The organism is Bartonella sp. 11B, from assembly GCF_002022625.1.
GTDB lineage: Bacteria > Pseudomonadota > Alphaproteobacteria > Rhizobiales > Rhizobiaceae > Bartonella > Bartonella rochalimae.
Map to the genome: position 1 here is coordinate 1256771 of NZ_CP019783.1, position 26821 is coordinate 1283591.

Genomic DNA, 26821 nt, shown 5'->3' on the forward strand with positions numbered 1-26821 from the left:
CAGCCTTAAACAAAAATCGAAATAAATTATATCCAACTCCACAGGCTTGATATAGACTTGCTTAATTGAAACATAAGAAAATAAATTTAAACCGTGTTCACCAATGGTGGACAAGAACAAATCAAAGTTCTATCACCAGAAACATTGTCAATACGTGAAACAGGCGGCCAATATTTATTTGCTGGATCAAAGCGAGGATCAGGAAAAGCAGCTTCTTTTCTCGAATAAGCCCGTTTCCAATTATCGTCTAAAGTGTCTGCTAATGTATGCGGTGCATTCACCAATGGATTATCATCTTTCGGCCAAATGCCTTCACCAATTTTCTTAGATTCTTCAGCAATAGATAACAAAGCATCACAAAGACGATCAATTTCTGCCTTCGGTTCTGATTCAGTTGGCTCAATCATCAAAGTTCCAGGAACTGGAAATGACATTGTTGGAGCATGAAATCCATAATCAATAAGACGTTTTGCAATATCATCAACACTGATTCCATATTGCTCTTTCAGAGACCGTGTATCCACAATACATTCATGTGCAACACGCCCATGTTTACCCCGATAAAGAATAGAATAAGCCTTTGAGAGCCGCTCAGCAACATAATTAGCATTTAATATTGCTATCTGTGTTGCACATTTTAATCCATCAGCTCCCATCATCCGAATATACATCCATGTAATCACTAAAATAGAAGCACTGCCATAGGGAGCTGCTGAAACGGCATGAGTCGTCTTATCTTGTTCGTGGCCAGGTAAAAACGGTTTTAAATGCATTCCAACGCCAATCGGGCCAACACCAGGACCTCCACCACCATGAGGAATCGCAAATGTTTTATGAAGGTTCATGTGACAAACATCCGCTCCCATATCCGCAGGACGTGCAAGGCCTACAAGTGCATTTAAATTAGCTCCATCGAAATAGACTTGCCCACCATTTTCATGAATAATGGCACAAATGTCCTTAATGTTTTCCTCATAAACACCATGTGTTGAAGGATAAGTAATCATTAAAGCTGCCAAATGAGCTTTATGCAATTGTGCTTTCGCTTTAAGATCATCAATATCAACATCACCATCACTTAAGCATTTCACTACTACAACTTCCATCCCTGCCATATGTGCTGAAGCTGGATTAGTTCCATGTGCTGATGCAGGAATAAGACAAATATTACGCTGATGATCACCACGAGATTGATGATATCGCCAAATAGCCAAAAGTCCAGCATATTCACCTTGAGCACCAGAATTAGGCTGAAAAGAAACTTGAGCAAACCCTGTAATTTCACATAACCATGCATTTAACTGGTTCATCATTTCCTGATATCCCAACGCATCCTCTTTAGGTGCAAAAGGATGTATATTAGCCACTGTAGGCCAACTCACAGGTATTAACTCAGCCGCAGCATTCAGTTTCATTGTACAAGAACCAAGTGGAATCATTGCCCGATCCAGTGCTAAATCCTTATCTGATAAGCGACGTAAAAAGCGCATCATGTCGGTTTCTGAATGCACTGCGTGAAAAAATGACTGCGAAAGAAAAGCAGAATCACGCTCTTTGCCAAAAAGCCTTGTAGCAGTTTCATCAGTTAATTGTGCGTTAAAAAGCTGTGCTAAAGCAATAGCATCTTCTTCTGTTGATAATTCATCAAAATTAATTGCAACCCAATCATCATTAAGAACACGCACAAGCCGCCCACCCATTTTTGCTTGATTTGCAATATCTTGAGCTCTCTTCTCGACAAAAACACTAATACAATCAAAAAAATATTTACCCTCACAATGGATACCCACCGCTTCTAAACCAGCAACAAAACGACATGTTAAACTGTGAACACGTTTGGCAATTTCCTGTAGACCTTTTGGACCATGCCAAATAGCATAAGCCACTGCCATGTTAGCCAACAAAGCCTGCGCAGTACATATATTCGATGTTGCTTTATCACGTCGAATATGTTGTTCACGCGTTTGCAATGCTAATCGAAAACCAGTACGCCCTTTTGTATCTGTCGATTGCCCAACAATACGCCCTGGAATTAAACGCATTAAAGCATCACTCACGGCAAGATAACCTGCATGAGGACCACCAAAACCCATTGGAACTCCATAACGCTGCATAGAACCAACAACAATATCAGCTCCCCATTTGGCTGGTGCTTCCATAAGGGTAAGAGCTAAAGGATCTGCAACGACAATAACTAGAGCCCCCTTCTCCTTTGCCTCTTTAATAACTTCATTATAATCATTAAAGCATCCTCTTGTATCTGGCCATGGTAAAACAACAGCGGCCGTATCAGAACAAATTTCACCTTTTTCGCTCATGTGAATGCCCTGTGTTTCAGCACGTGTCTGCGCAACACTCAATGTTTGAGGATGTAAAAGGCCTTGAATCAAAATTTTTGTTTTTTTCTCACGTGCAAAACGGACAGCCACCGCATTAGCTTCAGCTAAAGCTGTTGCCTCATCAAGAAGTGAAGCAGCCGCAACAGGTAATCCAGTCAATTCACTTATTAATGTTTGAAAATAAAACAAAAGCTCTAAACGGCCCTGGCTAATCTCTGCCTGATAGGGTGTATAAGCGGTATACCAAGCCGGATTTTCAAAAAAATTACGCAAAATAACAGGTGGTACAAATGTTCCATAATAGCCTTGTCCAATAAAACTCTTCCGGACATTATTGCGTTCCATAATCTTCGATAATTCTTCCAAAGCTTTTTCTTCATTTGCTGCTTCTGGTAAATTAAGCAATCGTTTCAAATGAACAGACTCAGGAACAGCTTGAGAAACTAAAGCTTCTATTGAATCAAGCGCTAACACCCTAAGCATTTTTTGTATTTCATCAGATCGAAGCCCTATGTGCCGCGAAACAAAACGATGTTCTTGCATAATTTTACCCAATCAATGCACGATAAGAAGATTCATCTAATAACTCATCAAGCTGTGTCTTATCCTGTATCCTCATTTTCCATAACCAACCTTCCTTTTCGGCTTGCTGATTTACCAACGCAGGATCACCTGCTAAAGCTTCATTAGCTTCAATCACTTCTCCATCAATAGGTGCATAAACATCCGATGCCGCTTTAACAGACTCAACAACAGCAGCTGCATCTCCCTTAGAAATATGTGTTCCGCTCTGTGGCAAATCAACAAATACCAAATCACCTAACTGCTCTTGAGCATGATTGGTAATTCCAACCGTAGCGATCTGTCCCTCAACACTTATCCATTCGTGATCTTGCGTAAAATAAATTTTAGACATAAACAATTATCCCTTAAAATAACGTTGTTCAACAAAAGGAAGCGAATGAACAGACAACATGATTTTTTTGCCACGCACTTCAGTAAAAACTTCTGTTCCTTCGATTTTCCAATCAATAGGAACATAGCCCATTGCTACAGGACCATTAAAAGAAGGACCAAAACCACCCGATGTCACTATTCCAATCTGTTTCCCCTTATCATCTAGAAGAACTGCACCTGCACGTACAGGCTGACGTCCCTGTGGTTTTAAACCAACACGACAACGAGAAGGCCCTTTCTGATATGCTCTAAGAAAAGCTTCTGCCCCATAAAACTTAGCTTTTTCCCGAACACTCTTGGACACAGCCCATGTCAGTGCAGCCTCAATAGGAGTGGTATCAGGTGTAATATCATTACCATGTAAACACAATCCCGCCTCCAGTCGAAGACTATCACGCGCAGCAAGACCGATCCATTCAACACGATAATCATCGAGTAATTTTTCAACTAATGAACGTGCCTGACTTTCTGAAAGTGCAATTTCAAAACCGTCCTCTCCTGTATAACCAGAACGTGTTACAAACCAATCTTGGTATGGCTCAAACCCTTGCATAAACAAAAGCTCATTACCAAGCAAACCTGCATCAGCCAAAACAGAGGCAGCCTGCGGACCTTGAAGAGCAAGCAAAACTCTCTCAAGCGCAACTATTTTACAGTCAAAACCAACTGCACGTTTTTGAAGTTCGGCAAAATCAGCCTGTGCATTCCCTGCATTAACAACCAGCATAAAACGATATTTATCTAAACGCGTAAGAATAAGATCATCAAGAATACCAGCTTGCTCATTCAGCAAATAATTATAGCGTGATTGGCCTTTTTTTAAAAGGAATGCATCAATAGGAAGTGCATAAGATAAAAATTCAGCTGCTTCTTGCCCTTCAATAGCTATTAACTTCATATGAGAGATATCAAAAAGACCAGCCTGAGCACGTGTATGCAAATGCTCTTTCAAAACACCTAGAGGATAAACTAAAGGCATCATCCAACCAGCAAAAGCGCCAAATTTCGCTTGTGCTTTTTCATGTAAATTATGTAAAGGAAGTTTTTTTAAAGGCAATGTCTCAAATGTCTGCAAATCGGTGTCCATAATTTCTCCAAAGCCACGTTTACCACTCTATATTGTGGTTGTCTTTCTTACCCTTTGTCTCAAACCTGCAAGATTGCGGATTATTTTTCTCTTTGGCGGCAGATGTGAAAGTTCACATTTTGCACTCTCCCGCAAAGAATGAAAGAAGCAATGACATTCTTTCCAACATATTTTTGCTATAACTTATCTTCTCTACACTGTCATTAAAAAACTGATTATAGCACTCTAAATTTCAAATTTTTTTATAATAACCTTGTTTTTTCAAACTACCCTTATAAATCTTTACTTGAGAGGAACTCATATTCTTTAAAATCTTACTGAAAACAACCCAAGATATTGTTGTTTCTCTTACTTTTCTCTATAAGGAGAGATTATAGTTTTTTTCATTATAATGACTTATATTATGTTATTATGTGATATAGTCTCGCTCATAATAATATAATTTTCTTATAATAAAAAATTATAATAATTCTAGGTACGAAACTGTATTGGATAAAGGTTATAGAACACTCATGAAAGCTGGTAATATCCACTATAATTGTGAACATGACTTACCAAAACAAATTGCCATTTTTCCTTTAGAAGGCGCATTATTGCTTCCTGGAGGTTTTTTATCGCTTAACATTTTTGAACCAAGTGCTCTTGAAATGATTGAAGACGCTATGACATCTAATCGTCTATTAGGAATCATTCAGCCGTTATCATCGAGTACAGATGATTTATCCTCAGAACTCTATGAAATGGGCTGTGTTGGTCGTATTACAAATTATAATGAAACAGGAAATGGACGACTTCTTATCGTATTACAAGGTATTTGTCGTTTTACCTTAAAAAAAGAATTAGCGAGCAAAAAGCCTTATCGGATTGCCATCATTGAATTTAATATAAAAGATTTACAAGAATATGAAAACTCAGAGAATATTAATCGAGAAAATTTACTCAATACGATCGAAAATTATCTTGTACTTCATGAAATTGAACATAATTGGAATAATATTTTACAAACGCCTACACCTGTACTCGTTAATGCTCTTTCAACTCTTATTCCCTTTACTCCAGAAGAAAAGCAAGCTTTACTGGAAGCGCCAGATATTGCAAGTCGCGCCCAAACTCTCCTTGCTTTAACTGAACGTTCACTTATGAAACAAACAGGGGCATATCATCTCTTACATTAACGGATTTTCAAACATGAAAAAAATGACAACTGATCCTAAGATGCTTGAATTACTGGTCTGCCCACTCACAAAAGAGCCGCTCTCTTTAAATAAAAAAACACAAGAATTAATTTCATTAAAAGCAAAACTCGCCTATCCTATTCGTAGTGGTGTTCCCATTATGCTTACCTCAGAAGCGCGTCCTTTAAAACATAATGAAAAAAAATAGTTTTTATTTTCCTTTTCATAAAACCAAATTTTATATCAAAACATATTTTCTCTCGATCAGTTTTTTAAAATACATACCCAAAGAAAATCTTAAGAAAACTATTCTACTGACTAATAACGTTAAAGCTTTAATTTTTTTCAACAAAGAAACTCATTCTCTGCTTCCATAAAACTCATATTATTTCTTTGAATATCAATTGATAAATGCATAAAATAATTTTACTCATCACCTGCTAACAAAAATAGACCTGTTGCCTTAAACTCTGTTCCTTATGCAACAAAAAAGCCTGAAAAAACGATAATCAATAACAGATTAGCAGTCTGCTCAATCAAAACCTCATGAAAAATAATATTTATTAATTTGACAGAAAAAATTGAAACTCTCTCCAGTTCTAAAAAAACCAAGGAAGAAGTGTATTGTCAAGTAAAGTGATCTATAGTACCCTCATCACGATAATTGTATGTATACAATTGGGCCTAAGAAAGTAATAATTAAAATATGCAAATTTCTTGGCTAATTTACCCTCTTTGTTAGATTTAACCTAAAAAAAATTAGCGTCATATCTGTTTTATAAAATAGAGAAAGAAGTGAAAATATGAATTTTAAAGTTGCAGTTGTTGGTGCTACGGGAAATGTTGGGCGTGAAATATTAACAATTCTAGAAGAGCGTTGCTTTCCAGCTAGCGAAATAGTTCCTTTGGCTTCACGACGCTCAATAGGACAGAGTGTTTCTTATGGCAACAAAACTTTAAAAGTCAAAGCGCTTGATACATATAACTTTTCTGACACTGATTTGTGTCTCATGTCTGCTGGAGGAACTATTTCCAAAGAATACGCTCCTAAGATTAGCGCTGCTGGTTGTGTAGTCATCGATAACTCCTCCACATGGCGTTATGATATCAATGTTCCCTTGATTGTGCCAGAAGTAAATGCAGAAAGCATTAAAGCATTTTCTAAACGTAACATTATTGCCAATCCTAATTGTTCAACCATTCAACTTGTTGTTGCTTTAAAACCTCTCCATGATGCAGCAATCATCAAACGCGTTGTTGTATCCACTTATCAATCAGTCTCTGGAGCTGGTAAAGAAGAAATGGATGAACTATTTGAACAATCACGAGCTGTTTTCGTTGCTGATCCAATCTTATTAAAAAAGTTTACTAAACGCATCGCTTTTAATATCATTCCTCATATCGATGTTTTTATGGAAGACGGCTATACTAAAGAAGAATGGAAAATAATGGCCGAAACAAAAAAAATTCTTGACCCCAAGATCAAATTAACGGCTACTGCTGTTCGAGTCCCTGTCTTTATTGGTCATGCTGAATCTGTTAATGTTGAATTTGCAAAACCATTAAGTGCCCATGAAGCGCGCGCGCTCCTACGCAATACACCTGGTTGCCAAATCATAGATAAACAAGAAGATGGTGGTTACATCTCTCCCTATGAATGCACAGGAGAGGATGATATTTTTATTAGCCGTATTCGCGAAGATGCTACCGTCGAAAATGGCTTAGCTTTTTGGGTTGTTGCTGATAATTTAAGGAAAGGAGCAGCATTAAATGCAGTTCAGATTGCTGAACTTCTCATCTCTCGTAATTTAATCACACCTAAATCAGCTATCTAAACGGAAATAGCAGCATAAAAATTCTCTTTATGCTGCTATTTTTGTTTATTTTTTCTTCAGAAAAATACAAGAAAGTTTTCTTTATTTTTATAAAGTAGGATATGTTATAACACGATAGCGTGTTTCATTGCGTTCAGCATTTTCAAAATTGACATTATCTGGAAATAAAGGATTATAAGCTGTTACTCGTTTTATAGATATTTCACGTGTATTTTCAGAAGGTTTTAAAATTATTCGATCATCAGTTTTTTTCACACCCGTGGGTACAATATCCTTAATATCTACAGGCTTCTTATTAATCGTCGCACTTGTTTCATCTTTTTTTTGCACCTTTTTCTCTGCTACTGTAGCAGTAGGCGTATTGTTTGGATGAGAGATAACCTGTTTTTCTTGTACTATTTGCTTTTGAATAACAGGTTGTGGCTTTCTTTTAATCTGCATAAAAGAAATTACGGGAATATTGTCAACATTAAAATAATTTGCAGATGCCCAACCAACCGTTTCATTATGTTGAAGTAAACACCATACTTTATCAGCGAGACAGCCATTAATTTGTACCTTCGCTCCAGTAGGAACTACCGCCGTAACTTTATAAGTTGTAGCTGGTCCTGCGCGTAAAATTGCTTTACCTTTTTCTATTTTAGCAACTGTTCCAGCAGCTACATCAGAAGTAGCCAACATAAACCCCGCTCCCATCAAAGATGTCAACATCATTGTTGCTGATAAAAAACTCTTTTTAAACATTCTCTCTTTCCTATTCCATAGCATTTAGAAACTCAAATTTGCCTGTGCAAAAATTTGTCTCGTTTCAATAAAATGGTGGTAAATTTTTTGATTTCTCAAAAGACTGCTACATCTTAAGAAAATTGAAAAAGCTCTCTTACGTGTCTCCCACCACCCTATAGACACGAGCTCTTCTCTTGCAAACAATGCTGATCTTATCGATCATTGCATGCAAAAATATCATTTGATCACCTGATCATCAGTTCTTAAAGAAGTTTTGAAAATACTATTGGTTCCACAAAAAAGATCACAATTTAAAATATATTGACCTAAGTCAGAGTAAACCTCTTCCATTAATAGGATATGTTTGTTCAAAGATAAGCACTTCGTAACAGAGGATAAAAAGATAATATCATTTTTAAAATAAAAATGATTGAGTACTCTCTAAAGCTTTTATACTTTTTAATTTTTTTCAAGATAATTCGAATACACAAAATTGTCCTGTAAAACCTTTATACAAAAACAAAAGAAAGATAAACACGTATGAAGTTGAATAACTGCTGCAATGCACAATCATTGGATTATTTCTTTTTCTCTCTCCCTTTATCTTTCACACTTCCTATACTGTTGTTCTTAACCAAGGATAAATTGCAGAAGAAAAATGTATCAAAAAATTTCACCTCACTTCAAAGAGATGCAACTATTGCTATGCCAAAACTGTAACGCCACAGCTTCCTATGTAATTTGCAAAAAATTAAATCAACAGGTCAAGAAGCCGTTACCTAAACAACATTGCCAGTGACATTGTTCAAAGAACTTTTCTTAATCTCCTTGAAAATGAAACAAGCTTAAGAGCGCGTATTTTTCATAGGTAATCTTGATACAGTCCAAAGAAAAACTATCGTACGTCTTTTTAGGTCTTCCTGAACACAATAAAGTAGCTCTAAAAAGCCATTTAATAGTTGACCGAAAAGAGTCAATATTGTGAGGTTTTTGGCTACATTTAACATTCTTTATGTTGAGCTTCCCACTGCTATTTTTACATTATTCATGACAATCAGTGCTTATTTATGTCCATTATTTTAGGACCGCAGCTTGGTTTGTTGCTTCATACAACTGCACAGTATGCATGCATAGCAGAATTATCTTTTAAAACAATCGAGCATAATTTAGTTGAAGCCATCCATTCTATGGAAACCAACCACTTTCAGATCATCAGACAATATCCTTATCCCCCTGTACCACTCACTAGTATCATTACTGGTTTTACAATCATAGTCATTTCTTTAATCAGTGCTACTTTGCTCGCTGGATATCTTGATGGTGGCAGTCTAGGTATTCTAGCAATTAGCTATGGCTACCAACGCTATACAATACCGCACTAATGACGATAGTGATTATTTTTTAATTATTCTCAATATAATTGTCGAATAAATTGATGATCAAATTGCATAGAAATTGGACAAAACAAAATTAAACAGTTTCAGATGCGGACTTATTTTCCCCAATCATAGCAATAATAAGCCAGTCGGCAATAAGAGCTGGATTTTTTAACTGTTCAATCTCCATCGTTACTTCATAATGAAAAACAACACGACCAGAAGGACGAACTTTAGCATTATTTAAAATAAAACGAGCACGGACTCGTGCTCCTGTTTTTACAGGATTCATAAAACGAACTTTATCAAAACCATAATTAATCCCCATTGTTGCACCTTCCAACTCTGGCAATGCCTCATAAGCTAACACAGACAAAAGTGACAATGTTAAAAAACCATGAGCAATAGTGCCTCCAAAAGGCGTTTTTTTCGCTTTTTCTTCATCTACATGAATCCATTGATGGTCATCGGTTGCATATGCAAATTGATTAATCATATCTTGAGTAACAAGACGCCACTGCGATAAGCCAATTTCTTTTCCAATGAAATTGGCTATATCTTGCACTGCTATTTTTCGTTGCATAACACTATCCTTATTTTGCTGAATAAAAAACTAAATGCCTTCCCTCTTGCTTTTATAAAAGCTATTGTTTAGAGCATCAACAATATAAATCCTAAATATCTCATCGATAAGCGCATTTATTAATAATAAAATGTTTTCTTAAAGAAAAATTCAAATAGGAAACAACAATGACCAGCAACATAAACCTAACAGGTTTAGCGCGTGATTTAAAACAGCATGCAGAGACCCATAACCCCATTCGTATTGGATTAATTGGTTGTGGTGAAATGGGAACAGATTTATTATCGAGTATTACACAGATAGATGGCATAACAATCGCAGCTGTTGCAACCCGCACACCATCGCGTATTTTTGATGCTGCTGCATTAGCCTATGGAGAAGAAGGGCATGTACGTGAAGTTGAAAACACTACTGCTTTAACCAAAACTATTGAAAAAGGCCTGATTGCTGCTACAAATGATTTAGACCTTGTTTTACGCCATGAACAAATTGACATTATTGTCGATGCGACAGGACATCCTGAAGCAGGAGCAGAAATTGGTTACAAAGCACTTAGTAACAATAAACATCTTGTCATGATGAATGTGGAAGCGGATGTTACGATTGGTGCTTATCTCAAATATGAAGCAGATAAACGAGGTCTTATTTATACACTTGGTGCCGGTGATGAACCGACATCTTGTATGGAACTCATTGAATTTGTTTCAGCACTTGGTCATAAAATTGTTGCAGTAGGTAAAGGAAAAAATAATCCACTCATTTTAGATGCTACCCCTGATGCTTACGAAGAAGAAGCCAAACGGCGCAACATGAATGTTCGAATGTTGGTTGAATTTATCGATGGGTCCAAAACAATGGTTGAAATGGCAGCAATTGCTAATGCAACAGGACTCCTTCCTGATTGCCCAGGAATGCACGGTCCTAAAGCTGCACTCAAAGATTTAAATAAAGTACTTATTCCAAAACAAGATGGTGGTATTTTAAACAGATGCGGTGTTGTAGATTATTCAATAGGTGAAGGAGTTGCCCCTGGTGTTTTCGTCATTGCAGAAATAACGCATCCACGTTTGCGTGAACGTATGGAAGATTTAAAAATCGGTCAAGGACCTTATTTTACCTTTCACCGTCCCTATCACTTAACTGCAATGGAAATTCCGCTTACCTGCGCGCGCATTATGTTATATGGAAAAACAGATATGGCACCACTTCACTACCCAGTAGCAGAGGTTTGTGCCATTGCTAAAAAAGATTTACACCCTGGTGAACAATTAGATTTTATAGGTCTTTACAGCTACCGTGCTTGGATCATGAGCGTTGAAGAAGCACGTGCTCATCAAGCTATTCCTTGCGGACTGTTAGAAAAAGCAACTGTTACAGCCACAATTAAAAAGAATGAACTCATTACAATATACAATACAACTATTCGCGAAAATCAATGGATTGCACGTCTACGCAATAAACAAGACCTCTTACTGCGTTGAATATCCTCCTCGCATAAACCATACTTTGCACTAAACTGCATAAAACACTCTAGATAAATAGAAAAAGAAACGAAATCACCTCTTAGGTTAAAAAAGAAAAACAGCGCTCATCTTTTTAAGCCAAAGCATTTAATAATCGCAAACTCTTTTAATCGCTCATTTTTTTAAAAGAACGAAAATATTAATAAGCTTTAATCAACAAAAGAAATAAAATTATAAATAATCTTATAAACCTTCATTCTTTTTTCAAATAAGCTTCAAATTCGCTTTGCGTAACACACTCAAAATTATATGAGATAAAAGGAAAAGAATAATTTTTGCGAAAAAATAAAAAATTATAAATATGCTTTATCAGCTCACTTAATAATTTTTTGCAAACTACCCCAAAAAGTGTGTATAATACGAAAAACACAAAATAAATTTAATTCTTGATTGGCACTGCATTATACACTAAACAGTACGTATCTTAAATCATTTTGATAACATAGTGTGTTCTTACTGTATATTTATTATGTAGAAAAATTCGATATAAGGATCTTGATCTTAAAAGTGTTTTTAAAAGAAAAGGACAAAATAATGATTGTTAAACGTCTAATACGGGCAGTTTCTATTTTAACTGTAATAATGAGCTTTATAACTACTGCGTGCGCAAATCTAACGGTTGAGCACGCTTCAGGCACGACTTCTGTTCCTAACAATCCCAAAAAGGTTGTATTTTTTGATCTTGCATCACTCGATAATGTAAATCGTTTAGGCATTAATGCTGTTGTTGGTGTTCCTGAAGGAAAAAAACCCATATATTTGCAACATTTCGATGATGCAAAATATGAGAAAATAGGTACTTTCTTTGAACCTAATTATGAGAAAATCGCTGCTTTCCAGCCTGACCTTATTATTATTTCTTCAAGAACGAAATCTAAATATCAAGACTTATCCAAAATCGCTCCAACGATTGATCTGACAGTAGGGTATGAAAATGCTCTCCAAAATATTGAACGGAATGTTACCATTCTTGGAAAAATTTTTGGTAAAGAAAAAGAAGCAGAACAAGAAATTGCAACGTTCAAAGAAAATTTAGCAATGGTTCGTAAAAATACGCAGGAAAAAGGAACGGGCCTCGTTCTAATGACTTCAGGTGGAAAAATAAATGCTTTGGGTCCAAAGTCACGTATAGATATTATTCATACTGACTTTGGAATTGCTGCTGCAACTGATAAGATAGTTGTGCACAAACATGGTCAACCTATTTCTCCTGAGTTCATTCTTGAAACCAATCCTGATTGGTTACTAGTTATTGATCGCGATGCAGCAATTGGACGGGAAGGAAAATCTGCAGCAGAGTTGTTAAACAATGAACTTGTTCACCGCACAACTGCTGGGAAAAAAAATCAGATTATTTACCTAGATTCTTGGAGCTGGTATCGTGCAAGTGGCGGCTTAACTGGACTTAACGAAGCAACAAAGCAAATCAGCAAAGCTTTCGCAGAAAGTAAATAAAAACAGTTAAAATAGCTTGCTCGTTATAAAAATAAGATTTAATAACAGAAGCTGTTATACAAAGAGCTTCTGTTATTTTTTTTTAAAGAATTTGATGTGATAAATTATTGGATAGCCATAGCGATCATTGCAGTACTTTCTGCTTGTAGTATTTTTGTTGGCTATTCTGATATGACACTCGCTGATTTATTATCAGGCAACTTAAAAGCGTGGCTTCTTTTTTGGCAAACGCGTCTTCCCCGAACAATTGCAGTACTCTTGACGGGTATGTCACTTGCTCTCTCAGGAATGATTATGCAATTGTTAACACGTAACCGTTTTGTTGAACCTTCAACAGCTGGAACAGTTGAATCCGCGTCACTCGGCATTCTTTTCGTCATGATTTTTATTCCTGACATATCTGTACTTGGAAAAATGGCCGTTTCCACAGCTTTTGCAATGATTGGTACGTTGATTTTTATGTTTTTATTATACAAGATTCCTTTAAAATCTGTTCTCATTGTACCACTCATAGGAATCATGCTGGGATATGTTATTAATTCCCTAACAAATGCTATTGCTGACCATGAAATGCTTCTTCCATCCCTTCAAGCTCATTTATTTGGTAGTTTTTCAATGATTATTGATGGGAAATATGAACTTTTATGGCTGTCTTTTCCCTTATGCGTTCTTGCTTATTTTGCTGCTCATCGCTTCACCGTAGCTGGCCTTGGAGAAGATTTAACCAATAATCTTGGCCTTAATTACCGTACTGTTATGTTTTTTGGGCTCTTTATCGTTGCATCAATTACCGCTTTGACCACTTGTACAGTTGGCCGTATTCCTTTTATCGGATTGATTATTCCAAATCTCATCTCAAATTTCATGGGGGACAATATGCGTCATAGTGCTCCTTGGGTGATGATTAGTGGAGCTGGATTAGTATTAATCTGTGATCTTTTAGGACGGGTCCTTCATCACGATTTTGAAATTCCTATCAGTACTGTAATGGGTGTTATTGGTAGCTTTATTTTTATCATACTGCTTTTACACTGGAGACAGCGTCTTGGATAGAAAAAAAGCGACTATAATGATATTGACAAGGCTGATCATAATAGCGTGTATCATGATTAGTCTTTATATGCTATGGAATATAACTACTTTTACTTGGAAATTTCGTTTCGCAAAACTTGTTTCTCTTCTTCTCATTGCTTATACAATTGCTGTTTCTACTGTTTTATTTCAAACAGTCGTTAATAATCGTCTTTTGACACCTTCAATCATGGGATTTGATCAGCTTTATATTTTAATCAAAACCGTTATTCTTTATTTTCTCGACTCTCTTTCTTTACCATTCCTCAGTGAGGAAGGGCAATTAATTCTTGAAGCTATTATTCTTATTATTTTTTCAACAAGCCTCTTTCGCTGGTTATTTTCAGGAAACATTCAAGGTCTTCATCTTACTTTATTGATCGGTGTTGTTTTTGGTGGATTTTTTTTCAGCTTACGCATGTTTATGCAATTACAACTGAATCCAGATCAAATGATGAATTTAACAGATATTATGTTTGCAAATTTTAATAAATTCAATACATCATTAATTGGCTTTGCTACAATCATTGTTTTTATCGTAAGCTTGCTCGGTTGGCGTTTATGCCACTTACTTGATGTTCTTTCTCTTGGACGTGAAATTGCTGTTAATCTTGGTGTTGATTATCACAAAAGTGCTACAACTATCCTTATTTTCATCTCTATTCTTGTATCGATTTCTACAGCACTTGTTGGGCCAGTCACTTTTTTTGGACTATTAGTCGCTAATCTTTCTTATGAACTCTCACCTCAAAAAAAACACCATGTTGTTGTCCCCATTGCCATATTACTAGCTATAATTTCTTTAGTAAGCGGACAATTTATTTTAGAACAAATCTTGAATATGGGAGGACGACTAAGTTTTATTATTGAATTTTTTGGTGGTATCGTCTTCTTAACTCTATTGATGAAGGGACAATTAAAATGATTGAAATCAATCATCTTTCCAAAACCTATGGAGCTAGGAAGGTTATTGATAATTTATGCCTTCATTTACCAGAGGGAGGAATTATTTCTCTTATTGGCCCTAATGGTTCAGGAAAATCAACTCTTTTGATGATGATTAGACGCCTTCTGCCAATTACTAAAGGTACAATTAATGTCGATGGCTTTGATATTCAAACGACACCACACGATATTTTAGCTAAAAAACTTTCACTTTTACGTCAAGATAATCCTTTACCTGTCCGTCTAACAGTTCGTGATTTAGTAAGCTTTGGGCGCTATCCTTATTCTAAAGGTCGGTATAACAATGAAGATAAACAGTTTATTGACAGTGCTATTAAATATCTTGGTTTAGAAAACTTAGAAATGCGCTTTTTAGATGAACTTTCTGGAGGACAACGTCAACGTGCTTTTATTGCAATGGTCATTTGTCAAAATACTGACTATTTTTTATTAGATGAACCATTGAACAACCTCGACATGAAACATTCCGTTTCAATGATGAAGCAACTGCGCCGCACAGCCAATGAATTAAAAAAAACCATTCTTCTTGTTATGCATGATATTAATTTTGCCTCATATTATTCAGATTTGATTGTAGCAATCAAAAATGGTAAAGCTATTTATTGTGGGAGTCCAAAAGAAATTATCCAGCCTAAAATTCTTAAAGACATTTATGATATGGATATTCAAGTAACAACCATCAATGATGTACCTATTGCTCTTTATTACCAATAAAAACTCGTCTTTAGCACTTGCATACTCTTCAAAATTTTCTACAAAAAGTAAAATTTGAATATTGAATAATAGTAGACTCTGATACCATCAATCTTGGTATAATCTAAGTTCTGAAAAAATTAATAAAATTTAGTGATTTATACTCTACATTCAAAACTTGATCCTTTTTTCTTTATCTAACTAATTTTGCCTCGATCCTGATTGCTAATCATTAAAATATCAACTCTAATGACAAGAAAGTAGCAACACAATTTCAAAGAGTCTGCTAATTATTATTTCAAAAACAGAAGATAGTGTTACAAAAAACAAAACAAGTGTACGTAAGACAATTCTAATTCAGTCATTTTTTATAAAAAGAAACTAATGCTACATAACCTTAAATATTTATAAAATGAAAAAAGGAGCTCTTAATATACTGGATTTTAACAAAGAAAATTTTATTTATTTTAGTGTCTTACAAAGAATAGCTTTCAAAAAAACATTTCAAAATAATTTTGATAAGTCTATAAAACAGATTTGAATAATCCTATTCTATAAATGAGAAATATTCAGAAAAAAATTATATAAAATGAAAATTCAGTTTTTCTTTATCTAAGCATCTTATTTATATATATTTTTCCTATATATAAGTACGATCAATTATTAACACTCGCTTTTCTAAAAAGCTGTCTACAAATTAAGCTCTTGAATTAAATATAAGGAATACCTATTAGCAGCTTGATTTTATAAAAAAAGTCGATTATTCTTGCGAGTCATTGAGTAGTTAATGTAACGAGGGGTAGTGATTATGAAACCGAGGGGAGTTGCTTCAACAATGCACTTTGCAGCATTAATGCCACAAATAGCCTTTTCTAAAAATGAAGTGCAACAAACTCAAAAACTTACAAAAATGGCTCCTATTGTTGAACCCATGCCTCATTATCCTCTTTCAGCAAATATTTCTGATATGCTTGCACATATTAATGAGCTTATCCGTCAGGAAATAATGAAACCAGTCACAGACAATGATAACTTTTTCTTTTTAAATGCTGAAGAAGAATATAAGTATCAACCGATGCAACAACGTGAAATGGTAAAGAAAGAAGAGCTGCCTACAGCACAAAAAGCAGATGGGAAATTAATTGCGATAGAGAAAGAAAGTGCTGCATAAAATAGATATGAAATTTGCAGAATGATAATTGAACTAAAACAATTAGTGTGAAGTAAATAATTATTATTTATAAAAGCAAAAAGGGCTTTTCTTAAAATTTAATGTGCATTTTACAGGGAATTTTCCCAAAAATTTCAATGATATTACATTTATTTATGCATTAAATATAATAATTTAGCTTATATAAGAAAGCTTATCAGTTAATAGTTTTACGTATGCAAATATAAAAATATTCTAGTATCTTGTGATATACTGTTAACAAAAACTTCTAAAATCCCGTTTCTATTCGATTATAAACTAATTGTGTGAAAGCATAAATCTGCCCTCCAACAAACGGAGCTGTAAATGCTAACACTAAAAAAATAATAATAATTTTTGGAATAAATGTCAGCGTCATTTCCTGAATTTGTGTTAAAGCTTGAAATAAAGCAATAATAATACCTGCAGACATTGCAGCAAAAACTGCTGGACCACTAGCAGTTAAAATAGTCCATATAGCTGCTGTTACCATATCAATAGCATCAGCTTCATTCATACTCTAGAACCTACCAACATAAGATTTATGACCATCAGCTTCAGGTTTCTCACCATTTTCGCCAGGTTTCTCACCCTCTACATCAGGTTTTTCAGTCATAACCTTAACACCTGGGCCAATAACAACTTTTTCACCATTGTCCAATGTCGCAACTATCCCATCACTATAAATATCAATAGAAACCACATATCCTTCAATAACTTTATCTTTTTCATCTGTAAATTGTATATATTTACCGACATACCCCTCTGCTCCGTTGATTAATCCATTAGAAAGCATCTGGGAAAGTGTTTCATTCATTTTTATAGCTTGTTCAACAGATGAAAAACTTGCTAATTGCGATACAAATTCTGTTGAATCCATAGGTTTTGTTGGATCTTGATTTTTCATCTGTGCTACCAACAACTTTATAAACATATCATAATCTGCATTCTTCTTTGCTCCAGCCATCTCCGGCTGTCCACCATCATCTTGAGAATAACTTCTAGGAGCACTAACCGCGTCCAATGCCATATCACACCTCGTTAACGTTACATTCCAACTTGTCTTACACTTATACTTGTCGTATTTGGTGAGGATATTTTACCCATAATCTGTGCTTCTTTCTGAAACAAACTACGAAGAACTTTTAATACCTCAAAAATTTTATTTTGCTCAGTTAAATAAATACACTCCTTTAAGCCTTTCAAAAGGTCACAATCAGTAAAGGTTTGAAGTAACTTTTTTAACAGATTAACAAACACAGTTAATGCTTTCTCCGCTTCGCTTGGATTAATCAACACAAGCTGAGCAGAAAAATAAAGCTGTTTAAGAGGAGTATCAGTATCTTCAACTTGTAAAACATGCCCTTCTAAAAGAAAAGTTGCATCATTTAATAATTCAAAAGTTACTTTACGATCCACCCGTAATACAGCACCATTAAGAAAGATTCTTTCATTTGGTTTGAGTGTCAAACGGATTGTTTTTTTGCTCATTCATATATCTCCGCATTTTCTGCCAAACCATCACGAATAGATTCAGAGATCTCAACAAGAACATCAAAATCAGTAATCTCTCCTTCATCTAATTTCTGAATTTCTTTTAAAATAAAAAAACCAATAGAAATAAGAGAAGCTTTCAATGCCTGTGGTAAAGCATTTGCTGCTTGCCCAAGATCTTCAATAAGAATAACCCAAAGCTTTCGGGCAAACTGAACTGCATCCTTAGCTTCACAAGAACCAGGACCTTTGGCTTTTGCAGCTAAAAGCAGCTTGATACAACGATCAAATAAAAATCGTTCGCGCTCACGTGCGCTCATTGCATCATCTTCCATGACATCTTCATATCGCATTTGATACATTAAACAGCTAAACCTCTTTATTTTAAATAATTAATAAGACTTAATCGCCTTATCATATCTGTCAAAGTATAAGAAGCCTCTAACATAGCCTCCAAAGCTTTGACTTTTTGAGCGACCTCTGCCGCATCGACACCAATCATATCAATTTGTGCTCCTTTAAGAAGGCCTACTTGAGTTTCAATTTGGTGCGTAGCCGCTTTAACCCTTGTTTCTGTACTTCCTACTCTAGAAGCTGTTGCAGTAATTTCATCCACAACACTACTTGTAGATGTATTGTCAGCAGACACTCGCGCTCTTGAAAAAAGACTTTCTTGTGCTTCTTTTGATAAACCGATATCACCAAATTCTGCGACTAAAATCAGATTTTTCATAGCATCGCGAAAACCTTTATCATTAGCACTTACTGCAACATCTACCTTATCACCATTGGGTGCAATATGCTTCTCAGTAGAACCATCCTTAGCATTTGAAAAAAATTCCTTAAAATTCTCTTCATTAAATAAATCACTAAAAGGCCCATCAATAAATTCTTCCATCTCTTCACTGGTGAGATCTTCTGGTTTTCTGCCATTTAGAAAATTCTCAAACGCTTCGTGCACAATTTTACTGGGACCCGTTTCACCACCTACTTTATAAAACTTTAACGGTGGTTCACTCGTATTTGTCCCACCAAATATATATTCACCATTAAAATTAGTATTTAAAGCTGAAATAAATGCACTCAAAGCATTTTGGGCAACAGCTTGCGCTGCAGATGGTGCCGCATTTCCTGCATCACCGACAAGCATATTATTAAAAACAACCAATGACCCTGGCGTTGATTCTTTATCACCTGACGCAATTAAACTTTGAATCGCAGCCTGCACAGAAGATAATCTCAATGAAAGAAGTTTATTGCTTGTACTATAACCTTCGAGATAACTCATCTGATTCTCAATATCCATTAAGCGTCCTGTTTTACGCCCCAATGTAAGACCTGGATCATACACCTGTCCAGTAGCCATTTCATAGCCAGCCTTCATCAAATCAGACTTCCCCTCAGAAATTAGATTACGCCTTGCATTGTTTAAAACATATGTCGAAATTGAAGGAACTCTCACTTTACACCTACCTAACTGCTGCTAGAAGATCATCTAGCATTTTACCAACCGTACTAATAATACGAGAGGTTGCTCCATATGTCTGCTCTAATTGCAACATCAAGGCTAATTCATCATCTGTATTGACACCCGTTGCATTGGATAATGCCTCAGCAGCATGCAAAAACATTGTGCCTTTATATCTAGCTTCTTTATCTGCGTTTGACCGCAAACCTTGAAGCCAGCCTACTGAGTTTTTACCAAAATCCATAATTGACTGCTCTAGATCCAAACCTGTACCCGTTCCAAATTTTTGTTTCTCATTAAAAGAATCTACTAATTCTTGAAGTTTATCACCAAAATGTTCTGGACCACCACCTTCTGTTTTGCTGTCAAATATAGGATTAAGTTGTATCCTTCCTGCTAAACCCTCAAGAGCACCGATCTGACCACTAGGCTGCTCTCCATCTAAAAATAAAGAAGGAGGACCAGGAAACACCTGCATCAAAGCATTTGCTATTTCGTCTAACTGCTTTTGATATTGTGGTATAATATCATCACGTAGCTTCAATAAACCACCGAGATTACCACCTCCATTAGGATCAATAAAGGATGAATGACCTAAAGGGACACCATCAATGAAAATCTGTTTTCCAGAAATACCAGATGGCAAAGAAGTGCTGAATTGAAATGATACTGTCCGTGGCATTTTATCGTATAAAGTACTGCCATCCATACCATAAATGGACATTGTTCCATCAGAATGATTAACTGTATTGATACCGATTTCTTGAGACAACTCTTTTAAAATAGCATCTCTTTGATCCATATAAACACTATCATCCCGATTTGCATTTCTCTCCCGCGCTACCAACTGATCAAGCTCATGAAATTTTTGCAATAAATCATTAATGTAATCAACAGAATCTTGAATATCACTATTCACATCATTATATGACTTTTCAATTTCACGACTTCCTGCATTCAACCCTTTGGCTAAATCACGAGCACGATCGACTGCTGCATCTCCATTAGAACGCTGTTGTGGATCATTCGCATACAATTGAAGTGCTTTTTGAAATTCACCAAGCAATTTAGAAGGTGAATTTGAAAATCGATCCGATCCATAAATATCAGATAAACGATTCAGCCCATTAGAAAGACTGCCAGCAGCAGCAGCCTCGCTTGCTTTAACCAAATAATTATTCAATAAATGGATATCACCATCACGACGTACAACAACATGAACCGCTCCCCCCGGCCCCGATTCTAAATATGAAGTGCGACGCGTATAATTCGGATCTCCTGCTTTTACAACATTACGCGAAACAGTATCAAGTCGACCTGTAGTCGCTTTTAACGAGTTTCGGGCTGAATTAAGTGCTAAGTTAAGCGACATAATCTTATCCCCTTTTTGATTGTGTTTACATTATCGTTTCAAATTAACAATAACATCCATCAACTCCGAACCCGTCTGAAATACTTTGGAATTCGCTGTATAATTCCGTTGCGCCTCAATCATATCTGTCAGTTCATCGCCCATATCAACGTTTGAATCCTCCAAATAACCAGAAGATAGAGTACCAAAGACACCATCACCAGGACGCCCCATCATTTGAGGCCCCGTCTGACTATTAGTTTCAAAAACAGTCCCACCTAAAAAAGTCAAACTGTCTGGTGAAGCCACAGTCGTAACACCTATATACCCAATTGTCCGCGTTTTTTGATTGGAATACATAACCTCAATTTCACCATTTTTACCAAAGGTGAAACCATCAAAGGCACCCGACTCCATACCATCTGCTTCCCCTTCAAAAGCAAATAAATTGCCCTTTTGGGTCACCAGGGAATCTGCCCCCACCCCGCCAAAATTAACATTGACCTCAAAAGTATTCCCCTCACTATCTGGCAATGTTAACTTAAATTCTTTTGTAGGCGCTATAAGATTTCCTTCTTTATCAAAGTTAAACTCTGTAGAACCAACTTTTTTCCCGTCAGAATAAGCATCAACAACCCACTTATTTTCAGCAGTTTTTCTCATATAGAAATCAACCTGAACCTTTTTACCTTGACTGTCATAAGTCGTCATTGATTTTTTCTGACTATAAGTTTCAGGTTTCTCAGGATCAATTTTACCATCCTTCGGCTCAACAACCTTTGCACTCGGATTAAAGTTTACTTTAAAATCAATTTTCGTCGTCGCTTCAGGGCCGAATAAATCGGTTGGACCGCCTTTAATTTGGATCTTTTCTCCATCTTCATTTAAAAGATAATATCCTGCAGTATTGCGAAGATACCCATCCTTATCGCGTACAAAAGACCCTGCACGCGTTAAAAATTCTTTTCCATTTTCATCTGCTACACGAAAAAAGCCATTTCCGTGAATCATTGTATCACCAGAACGACCTGTTGCACGCGCTGGACCACCAATCGAAATATCATGACCAATATGACTCTTCACTCCGCCAGAAACGTAAGCATATTGTCCTGAAGGCGTTACATAATTAGAAAACTGGACATTCGTACGTTTATATCCAATTGTACCAGCATTAGCGACATTGTCAGCTACACCAGAAAGCCGCGTTCCTTGAGCGTTCATACCAGAAACACCAGTACGCATCATTCCGTAAATACCCATATCATCTCCTATGATCTTTAGCTTATAACACTACTATAAATAAACTTCCTTGTGTGAAGCTTTTGCTTAAATGTTTTTACAAAAATAAATTATATGATCATAAAAAAAACATAATTTGTTTTTAGTGGGTTTGTATTGGTTTTGAATTAGAGTGTTAATATTAGGTGTTTTATTTTAAAAGTGGAGGAATTATATACAAATTTAATCTAATTGATTTTTAATTTGTAAGCTGTAACCAAGGAATCTTTTCGAATCTATAATGTCGTAGTTGAGTTTTGCTTTTAGTTTCTTGCGAAGTTTACTAATGTGGCTTTCTACAACGTTCTCTTCTATTGTTTCATCAAAGATTCCGTATACCGCATTGAATATTTGTGTTTTATTAACACGTTTTCCTGCGTTTGCTATTAAGTATTCGAGAATACGGCGTTCCCTGCGTGGAAGAGGTAGATTTACTCCATTGATTTGTGGGTCACGTCCATCGTTGAAGACGCTAATAGGGCCAACTTCGACTGCGGTATTTGCTCCTCGTATATCATTTCCAATTCGTCTGCGGATAGCAGCGATTCGCGCTAGAATTTCGCGGACGTGGATTGGTTTGCGGATTACATCATCGATACCTGATTGAAAAAGTTCTATTGTATGATCCAAAATGTTTGTTTCTGTTAGAGCTAAAATTGGAGTCGAGCTGTAATTTCGAATTTTTTTTGGTAATTCGATTTGGTTTTCACATTTTCCTAAAAGAACTGCTTCAAGTGAAGATATCTCATTATGTGAAGCTGTTGAAATCCACTGACTAAAATCTGAAGGGGCTAAGCCTGTTGCAGCAACTCCTTCGCGAGAAAATAAGGTAGCATAGCCATCTGTTACCAATTTACGGTCATCTACTACAACAATCATAAGCACTCACTCAGCAATTTAGAACTAAAATTTAAAATGTATACGCAGGAAATCTACATATTGCTAAATTTATACAACTTTAATTTTTAAAAACACAAGTTATTTTTACGATTTATTATCTATAAAGACGCGATTACTATTTTTGGTTGTGTTTTTTGACACAAAAAACACCTATAGGTTGTTACAAAAATTAATATCATCTCAAAATGAAACAAATTTTCATTTTTTTATCAAAATAATTTACTATTTTTGTCATAATGATTCATAAGGCTCCTTTACAAAAAGCTTGAGAATTAGGAGTCCATCGACCAAAACCGCTAGCAATCATGTTACGCATAACACGACACACATAGCCCTTTTGAGCTGGATCATTATTAGGCCCTGCATGGTAGCGTGCAACTGCCATAGTCCAGCTGCCTTCTTTTTCGTATAATTTTTTTAAAAAACGCGCAGCATAATCAACATTAAGACGAGGTTTTAACATTTCTACAACAGAAAAAAAATTCTTACCGTGGTAATAATGATTAATTTGCATACAACCTACATCAATGAATTTAGCTCCAGAGCGTTTAGCATTTTTAAAGATATGTAAAGCTTCCGCTTGGTTTTTTGCAAAAACAGCCTTGCCATCAATATTTAATGCATAAGGTTGGAGCGATTCTTTATGGCCTGTTTCTGTTAGCCCAACTGCATATAAGATACCTAATGGTACATTATAGCGCTTAGAAGCCGTAATCATTTCTGCTTCACAAATATTCTCAGCTACCGCGTAATTCAATACTATAATGCTAGACGACCAACCGATAAGAAATGCGTGAAGAAATATCTTCAAAAGGAATATCCAAAAATGTTGCATCTGATAACGGAAATTGCTTGAAAAATTGCTTTGATTCATTTTTTCCATTCTGTTCATTATCACCAAACGCTTGACGTTGACCATTAAAATGCTGTCCACTATTATCTTGCTCTAATCTTTGCTCCATTTGCAAAGATTGATTTTGTTGAATAACTTGAGAACTTTTATCCACAATACTAATTAATAAATGACCACTATCATGAACATGTGCCTTTTCTAAAACATATGATAACATCTGCTGATTGCTGATTAAAAGGCGCGCTGTTTCGCGATGTTGAGTACATAATTCAATATGAAGCCCTTGCGCAGTCATTCTCACTTTAGCATCAACTGTCCCAAGCTCCACAGGTGTAAGTTTTAAATGCAAAATCCTTACATCCCCAACTTTTTTATTACACGTAATATCAACACCACTTAACTGCATCATAAAATCAGGTTTTTCTTCTTGAAGAATAAGCCTATTGCCTATTTCTAAATTCTTGAGAGATTGAGTTCTTTCTATCTCCATCCCCACACGTAGTGTCAAGGATTCACTTTCATGTGCAAAATTTTGTATACTATACTGTGGCATTTTTGGGTGTGTGAGAAAATGTTTGTCAACTGCTTTAATTTGAACCTTGTCTTCAATAGCACATTCTTTTTGAATATCTGCAACCCACTGATTTTGTACATCACCATTTATAGAAGCTGTAATGCTCCCATGTTTTACATGTTCACTAATTTTTTCTCCAATTTTTTCTTGCTTTACAAACCTCTGTGCCAAATAAAGTGGATTCAAAAAATTTTGAAAAGACATATTTTCTTTATTACCAAGATAACCATGCTTGGCTTTTTGCAATTTTTTCTCAAAAGCTTTAATTACATTTTGTTCCACAATTTCTTCTGATATTTCCGACTCTATAACTTTAGCTAAAGGATCCTGTCCTTTATTTAAATACTCTGCACCCTCATCTAGAATTGTCTGTTTTACGGATTCTTCTAAAGCTTCTTTCACCCTATGTATAAGCGAAGAATCTTCATGAAAATTTTTATCTTGCTCAAATTTACTTTGTTTAAGTAACGTATCAAATGTTTTAGGTAATTGATTATCCGCACAATCTTCTGATTGAACTGCAACTTTATCTGCTGTAGTTTTATTTATTGTAGCCATTTGTACAGAAAGAAAACCGCACAATCCATCAGCGCTTATCATCATTTTTGTATCCTAATAATTGGTCGATTTCATTTATCTTTTCTTGTGTATGTTGAATAAATTGCTTCATTTCTGCTTCTATAAGAGATGCTGTATTTTTTTGTTTATCATCTTTTTCTAAGGTTAACTTCAATTCTTTATGACTTTGCAGTTGTGATGCAATTTGTGTGTTTTTCTCTTTCAGAACATCCAATGGAAAAGAAACGACTCTTTGCGCAACAGCTTGTGCAGCAATAAATAAAAAACGATCTTTCTCTGATAAATCTTTGTAGATGATATTTTGTATCATCTGTAGAGCTTCTTGTGCAGCGATTGAACCAGAAAGACTCATAGCGTAATACAAACGCACAGATGTATCATCTACACCGATTTCATGTGCTAATGTCAAAGCTTTCTGAGCACTGAGTTTTGCTTTTTCCATACGTGCATCAATTAACGCAGCACGGCTCACTGCCATATATGCCATAAACTGCACCTTTGTCGGTGCATAAGCAAGCAATGCTTCCAATTGATCAATACTTAATTTTTCATCAAGCCGCAATACAGCAGGAATAAACTCATGCCAAAAGTCATAAGCATAAGGTGATTTCCAAAAACGATGCACATAATGACGAATTAATAAAGCCAAAAGATCTATCTCACCAAGCATTGATGCAACTTTTAATTCTCGACGAATAGCACCCTCTTCAAATAAAGTTCCCGGAGCAAAAAGCCTTACTTGATCTAATTGTTTCAAAGCTAAAGCAGGATCTTTTTCTATGATATTAACAACCGTAGAAAGTACAACAGACGCAAATAAAGCAGGAGGAATAGATCGAATATCTTCTTCAGTTAATTGTGTATATGTCTTTAAAAAAGTAGTTTTTTTATGAGATGCATAAGCCAAAGCACCATCCATTACATTCTCTGAAATCACTCCCTTTCCATATTTCTCTAAAATGCTTTGCACTACTCGAGGATTTCCACCATTAAAAAGATAAATCAATAAAGCATAAAGATTGTTCTTATCTTTCCAAACACTAGCATCAAAAGTTAAAAATTTATCGCCAATTTCTCCCAAAAGTTGCAGTTGTTTTTGCAGTTCTTCCTCTTGTCCTGATATAATTTTATCTTGTAAATTTTGTAAAGAACGCACAAGATGTACTGGCTCAGAGACAATAGTTTTTGATAACATAGAGGGCTCTTTAATTTCACGCTCTACCTGTGCGATAAAAATGTCCTGAGAATCTCTTTCTATCTTTTGTAAAAAAGCTCTACCCTCTTGTATAAAAATTCCTTGAATAAAGACCACAAAAGATAAAAAATAGACAGAGTATGCCTTTTTCATA

The 26821-nt window shown here is 35.6% G+C and carries 25 protein-coding genes and 1 pseudogene; 10 read left to right on the forward strand and 16 right to left on the reverse strand.

Features of this window, described 5'->3' with window-relative positions; all coding sequences use genetic code 11:
• Window positions 1-86: 86 nt before the first annotated feature.
• From gcvP to gcvT, 3 genes are read right to left on the reverse strand one after another with little or no spacing between them, the layout of a single operon-like run.
• Window positions 87-2882 (reverse strand): aminomethyl-transferring glycine dehydrogenase, encoded by a 2796-nt coding sequence (gcvP, locus tag Bho11B_RS05415; RefSeq protein ID WP_078673858.1) that lies wholly within the window; start codon window positions 2880-2882, stop codon window positions 87-89.
• 4 nt (window positions 2883-2886) lie between these two features.
• Window positions 2887-3255: a glycine cleavage system protein GcvH gene (gene gcvH, locus Bho11B_RS05420; RefSeq protein WP_035007193.1), complete on the reverse strand. Its 369-nt coding sequence runs from the start codon at window positions 3253-3255 to the stop codon at window positions 2887-2889.
• 6 nt (window positions 3256-3261) lie between these two features.
• Window positions 3262-4383 (reverse strand): glycine cleavage system aminomethyltransferase GcvT, encoded by a 1122-nt coding sequence (gcvT, locus tag Bho11B_RS05425; protein WP_035007192.1) that lies wholly within the window; start codon window positions 4381-4383, stop codon window positions 3262-3264.
• Window positions 4384-4895: 512 nt separating this feature from the next.
• Between gcvT and Bho11B_RS05430 the strand changes: the two genes are divergently transcribed.
• The 3 genes from Bho11B_RS05430 to Bho11B_RS05440 all read left to right on the forward strand — a co-directional run bounded on the left by Bho11B_RS05430 (window position 4896) and on the right by Bho11B_RS05440 (window position 7393).
• The gene (locus tag Bho11B_RS05430; RefSeq protein WP_035007190.1) at window positions 4896-5558 is read left to right on the forward strand and encodes an LON peptidase substrate-binding domain-containing protein; all 663 of its coding nucleotides are present in this window, start codon (window positions 4896-4898) and stop codon (window positions 5556-5558) included.
• 13 nt (window positions 5559-5571) lie between these two features.
• Complete coding sequence (locus Bho11B_RS05435) at window positions 5572-5766, forward strand: Trm112 family protein (protein WP_035007187.1); 195 nt, start codon at window positions 5572-5574, stop codon at window positions 5764-5766.
• A gap of 595 nt (window positions 5767-6361) precedes the next feature.
• Window positions 6362-7393: an aspartate-semialdehyde dehydrogenase gene (locus tag Bho11B_RS05440; RefSeq protein WP_035007186.1), complete on the forward strand. Its 1032-nt coding sequence runs from the start codon at window positions 6362-6364 to the stop codon at window positions 7391-7393.
• A gap of 87 nt (window positions 7394-7480) precedes the next feature.
• Here the strand turns inward: Bho11B_RS05440 and Bho11B_RS05445 are convergent, their stop codons facing one another.
• Window positions 7481-8137, reverse strand: coding sequence for an SH3 domain-containing protein (locus tag Bho11B_RS05445; protein ID WP_078673859.1), 657 nt, complete (start codon window positions 8135-8137; stop codon window positions 7481-7483).
• A gap of 1029 nt (window positions 8138-9166) precedes the next feature.
• On the opposite strand from Bho11B_RS05445, the pseudogene Bho11B_RS05450 reads away from it, so the two are divergent.
• Window positions 9167-9550: pseudogene (locus Bho11B_RS05450) on the forward strand (ABC transporter permease subunit).
• A 39-nt stretch (window positions 9551-9589) separates the two neighbouring features.
• Here Bho11B_RS05450 and Bho11B_RS05455 read toward each other — a convergent pair.
• The gene (locus Bho11B_RS05455; protein WP_035007182.1) at window positions 9590-10078 is read right to left on the reverse strand and encodes a MaoC family dehydratase; all 489 of its coding nucleotides are present in this window, start codon (window positions 10076-10078) and stop codon (window positions 9590-9592) included.
• 167 nt (window positions 10079-10245) lie between these two features.
• Between Bho11B_RS05455 and Bho11B_RS05460 the strand changes: the two genes are divergently transcribed.
• From Bho11B_RS05460 to Bho11B_RS05485, 6 genes are all read left to right on the forward strand, one after another.
• Complete coding sequence (locus Bho11B_RS05460) at window positions 10246-11559, forward strand: NAD(P)H-dependent oxidoreductase (protein ID WP_035007181.1); 1314 nt, start codon at window positions 10246-10248, stop codon at window positions 11557-11559.
• A gap of 576 nt (window positions 11560-12135) precedes the next feature.
• Window positions 12136-13056, forward strand: a complete 921-nt coding sequence (locus tag Bho11B_RS05465; RefSeq protein ID WP_153300815.1) for a siderophore ABC transporter substrate-binding protein — start codon at window positions 12136-12138, stop codon at window positions 13054-13056.
• 96 nt (window positions 13057-13152) lie between these two features.
• Window positions 13153-14109, forward strand: a complete 957-nt coding sequence (locus Bho11B_RS05470) for an ABC transporter permease (RefSeq protein ID WP_078673860.1) — start codon at window positions 13153-13155, stop codon at window positions 14107-14109.
• Complete coding sequence (locus Bho11B_RS05475; protein ID WP_078674157.1) at window positions 14102-15052, forward strand: iron chelate uptake ABC transporter family permease subunit; 951 nt, start codon at window positions 14102-14104, stop codon at window positions 15050-15052. The genes Bho11B_RS05470 and Bho11B_RS05475 overlap by 8 nt, the downstream gene beginning before the upstream one ends.
• On the forward strand, window positions 15049-15807 hold the full coding sequence (locus Bho11B_RS05480) for an ABC transporter ATP-binding protein (RefSeq protein ID WP_078673862.1): 759 nt from the start codon (window positions 15049-15051) through the stop codon (window positions 15805-15807). The genes Bho11B_RS05475 and Bho11B_RS05480 overlap by 4 nt, the downstream gene beginning before the upstream one ends.
• A 787-nt stretch (window positions 15808-16594) precedes the next feature.
• Complete coding sequence (locus tag Bho11B_RS05485; RefSeq protein ID WP_078673863.1) at window positions 16595-16957, forward strand: hypothetical protein; 363 nt, start codon at window positions 16595-16597, stop codon at window positions 16955-16957.
• Between the two features lie 268 nt (window positions 16958-17225).
• On the opposite strand, the gene fliQ is transcribed toward Bho11B_RS05485, so the two are convergent.
• The 11 genes from fliQ to Bho11B_RS05540 all read right to left on the reverse strand — a co-directional run bounded on the left by fliQ (window position 17226) and on the right by Bho11B_RS05540 (window position 26820).
• Window positions 17226-17492, reverse strand: coding sequence for a flagellar biosynthesis protein FliQ (fliQ, locus tag Bho11B_RS05490; protein ID WP_035007171.1), 267 nt, complete (start codon window positions 17490-17492; stop codon window positions 17226-17228).
• Between the two features lie 3 nt (window positions 17493-17495).
• Window positions 17496-18005 (reverse strand): flagellar hook assembly protein FlgD, encoded by a 510-nt coding sequence (gene flgD, locus Bho11B_RS05495; RefSeq protein WP_035007169.1) that lies wholly within the window; start codon window positions 18003-18005, stop codon window positions 17496-17498.
• A gap of 17 nt (window positions 18006-18022) precedes the next feature.
• A complete protein-coding gene (flbT, locus tag Bho11B_RS05500; RefSeq protein ID WP_035007168.1) occupies window positions 18023-18466 on the reverse strand; it encodes a flagellar biosynthesis repressor FlbT in 444 nt (147 codons plus the stop codon).
• Window positions 18463-18831: a flagellar biosynthesis regulator FlaF gene (gene flaF, locus Bho11B_RS05505; protein WP_035007165.1), complete on the reverse strand. Its 369-nt coding sequence runs from the start codon at window positions 18829-18831 to the stop codon at window positions 18463-18465. The genes flbT and flaF overlap by 4 nt, the downstream gene beginning before the upstream one ends.
• A gap of 17 nt (window positions 18832-18848) precedes the next feature.
• The gene (locus Bho11B_RS05510) at window positions 18849-19931 is read right to left on the reverse strand and encodes a flagellar hook-associated family protein (protein ID WP_078673864.1); all 1083 of its coding nucleotides are present in this window, start codon (window positions 19929-19931) and stop codon (window positions 18849-18851) included.
• Between the two features lie 7 nt (window positions 19932-19938).
• Window positions 19939-21309 (reverse strand): flagellar hook-associated protein FlgK, encoded by a 1371-nt coding sequence (gene flgK / locus Bho11B_RS05515; protein WP_078673865.1) that lies wholly within the window; start codon window positions 21307-21309, stop codon window positions 19939-19941.
• Window positions 21310-21339: 30 nt separating this feature from the next.
• The gene (locus Bho11B_RS05520; RefSeq protein ID WP_035007157.1) at window positions 21340-22548 is read right to left on the reverse strand and encodes a flagellar hook protein FlgE; all 1209 of its coding nucleotides are present in this window, start codon (window positions 22546-22548) and stop codon (window positions 21340-21342) included.
• A 201-nt stretch (window positions 22549-22749) separates the two neighbouring features.
• Window positions 22750-23445 carry a response regulator transcription factor gene (locus tag Bho11B_RS05525; RefSeq protein ID WP_035007156.1) on the reverse strand — a complete coding sequence of 232 codons (696 nt, stop codon included), beginning with the start codon at window positions 23443-23445 and terminating at the stop codon, window positions 22750-22752.
• A gap of 262 nt (window positions 23446-23707) precedes the next feature.
• Window positions 23708-24184: a transglycosylase SLT domain-containing protein gene (locus Bho11B_RS05530; protein ID WP_235692234.1), complete on the reverse strand. Its 477-nt coding sequence runs from the start codon at window positions 24182-24184 to the stop codon at window positions 23708-23710.
• 49 nt (window positions 24185-24233) lie between these two features.
• Entirely contained in the window at window positions 24234-25496 is a 1263-nt protein-coding gene (locus Bho11B_RS05535; protein ID WP_035007154.1) for a flagellar hook-length control protein FliK, read from the reverse strand.
• Window positions 25480-26820: a chemotaxis protein gene (locus Bho11B_RS05540; protein ID WP_245289096.1), complete on the reverse strand. Its 1341-nt coding sequence runs from the start codon at window positions 26818-26820 to the stop codon at window positions 25480-25482. Before Bho11B_RS05540 ends, Bho11B_RS05535 begins: the two co-directional genes overlap by 17 nt.
• Window position 26821 lies beyond the last annotated feature (1 nt).

Bases quoted from the DNA above. Each gene is read 5' to 3' on its own strand.
- gcvP (WP_078673858.1), bottom strand. From the start codon at position 2,882: ATGCAAGAACATCGTTTTGTTTCGCGGCACATAGGGCTTCGATCTGAT.
- gcvH (WP_035007193.1), bottom strand. From the start codon at position 3,255: ATGTCTAAAATTTATTTTACGCAAGATCACGAATGGATAAGTGTTGAG.
- gcvT (WP_035007192.1), bottom strand. From the start codon at position 4,383: ATGGACACCGATTTGCAGACATTTGAGACATTGCCTTTAAAAAAACTT.
- Bho11B_RS05430 (WP_035007190.1), top strand. From the start codon at position 4,896: ATGAAAGCTGGTAATATCCACTATAATTGTGAACATGACTTACCAAAA.
- Bho11B_RS05435 (WP_035007187.1), top strand. From the start codon at position 5,572: ATGAAAAAAATGACAACTGATCCTAAGATGCTTGAATTACTGGTCTGC.
- Bho11B_RS05440 (WP_035007186.1), top strand. From the start codon at position 6,362: ATGAATTTTAAAGTTGCAGTTGTTGGTGCTACGGGAAATGTTGGGCGT.
- Bho11B_RS05445 (WP_078673859.1), bottom strand. From the start codon at position 8,137: ATGTTTAAAAAGAGTTTTTTATCAGCAACAATGATGTTGACATCTTTG.
- Bho11B_RS05455 (WP_035007182.1), bottom strand. From the start codon at position 10,078: ATGCAACGAAAAATAGCAGTGCAAGATATAGCCAATTTCATTGGAAAA.
- Bho11B_RS05460 (WP_035007181.1), top strand. From the start codon at position 10,246: ATGACCAGCAACATAAACCTAACAGGTTTAGCGCGTGATTTAAAACAG.
- Bho11B_RS05465 (WP_153300815.1), top strand. From the start codon at position 12,136: ATGATTGTTAAACGTCTAATACGGGCAGTTTCTATTTTAACTGTAATA.
- Bho11B_RS05480 (WP_078673862.1), top strand. From the start codon at position 15,049: ATGATTGAAATCAATCATCTTTCCAAAACCTATGGAGCTAGGAAGGTT.
- Bho11B_RS05485 (WP_078673863.1), top strand. From the start codon at position 16,595: ATGAAACCGAGGGGAGTTGCTTCAACAATGCACTTTGCAGCATTAATG.
- fliQ (WP_035007171.1), bottom strand. From the start codon at position 17,492: ATGAATGAAGCTGATGCTATTGATATGGTAACAGCAGCTATATGGACT.
- flgD (WP_035007169.1), bottom strand. From the start codon at position 18,005: ATGGCATTGGACGCGGTTAGTGCTCCTAGAAGTTATTCTCAAGATGAT.
- flbT (WP_035007168.1), bottom strand. From the start codon at position 18,466: ATGAGCAAAAAAACAATCCGTTTGACACTCAAACCAAATGAAAGAATC.
- flaF (WP_035007165.1), bottom strand. From the start codon at position 18,831: ATGTATCAAATGCGATATGAAGATGTCATGGAAGATGATGCAATGAGC.
- flgK (WP_078673865.1), bottom strand. From the start codon at position 21,309: ATGTCGCTTAACTTAGCACTTAATTCAGCCCGAAACTCGTTAAAAGCG.
- Bho11B_RS05520 (WP_035007157.1), bottom strand. From the start codon at position 22,548: ATGGGTATTTACGGAATGATGCGTACTGGTGTTTCTGGTATGAACGCT.
- Bho11B_RS05525 (WP_035007156.1), bottom strand. From the start codon at position 23,445: ATGATTGTTGTAGTAGATGACCGTAAATTGGTAACAGATGGCTATGCT.
- Bho11B_RS05530 (WP_235692234.1), bottom strand. From the start codon at position 24,184: ATGATTACGGCTTCTAAGCGCTATAATGTACCATTAGGTATCTTATAT.
- Bho11B_RS05535 (WP_035007154.1), bottom strand. From the start codon at position 25,496: ATGATGATAAGCGCTGATGGATTGTGCGGTTTTCTTTCTGTACAAATG.
- Bho11B_RS05540 (WP_245289096.1), bottom strand. From the start codon at position 26,820: ATGAAAAAGGCATACTCTGTCTATTTTTTATCTTTTGTGGTCTTTATT.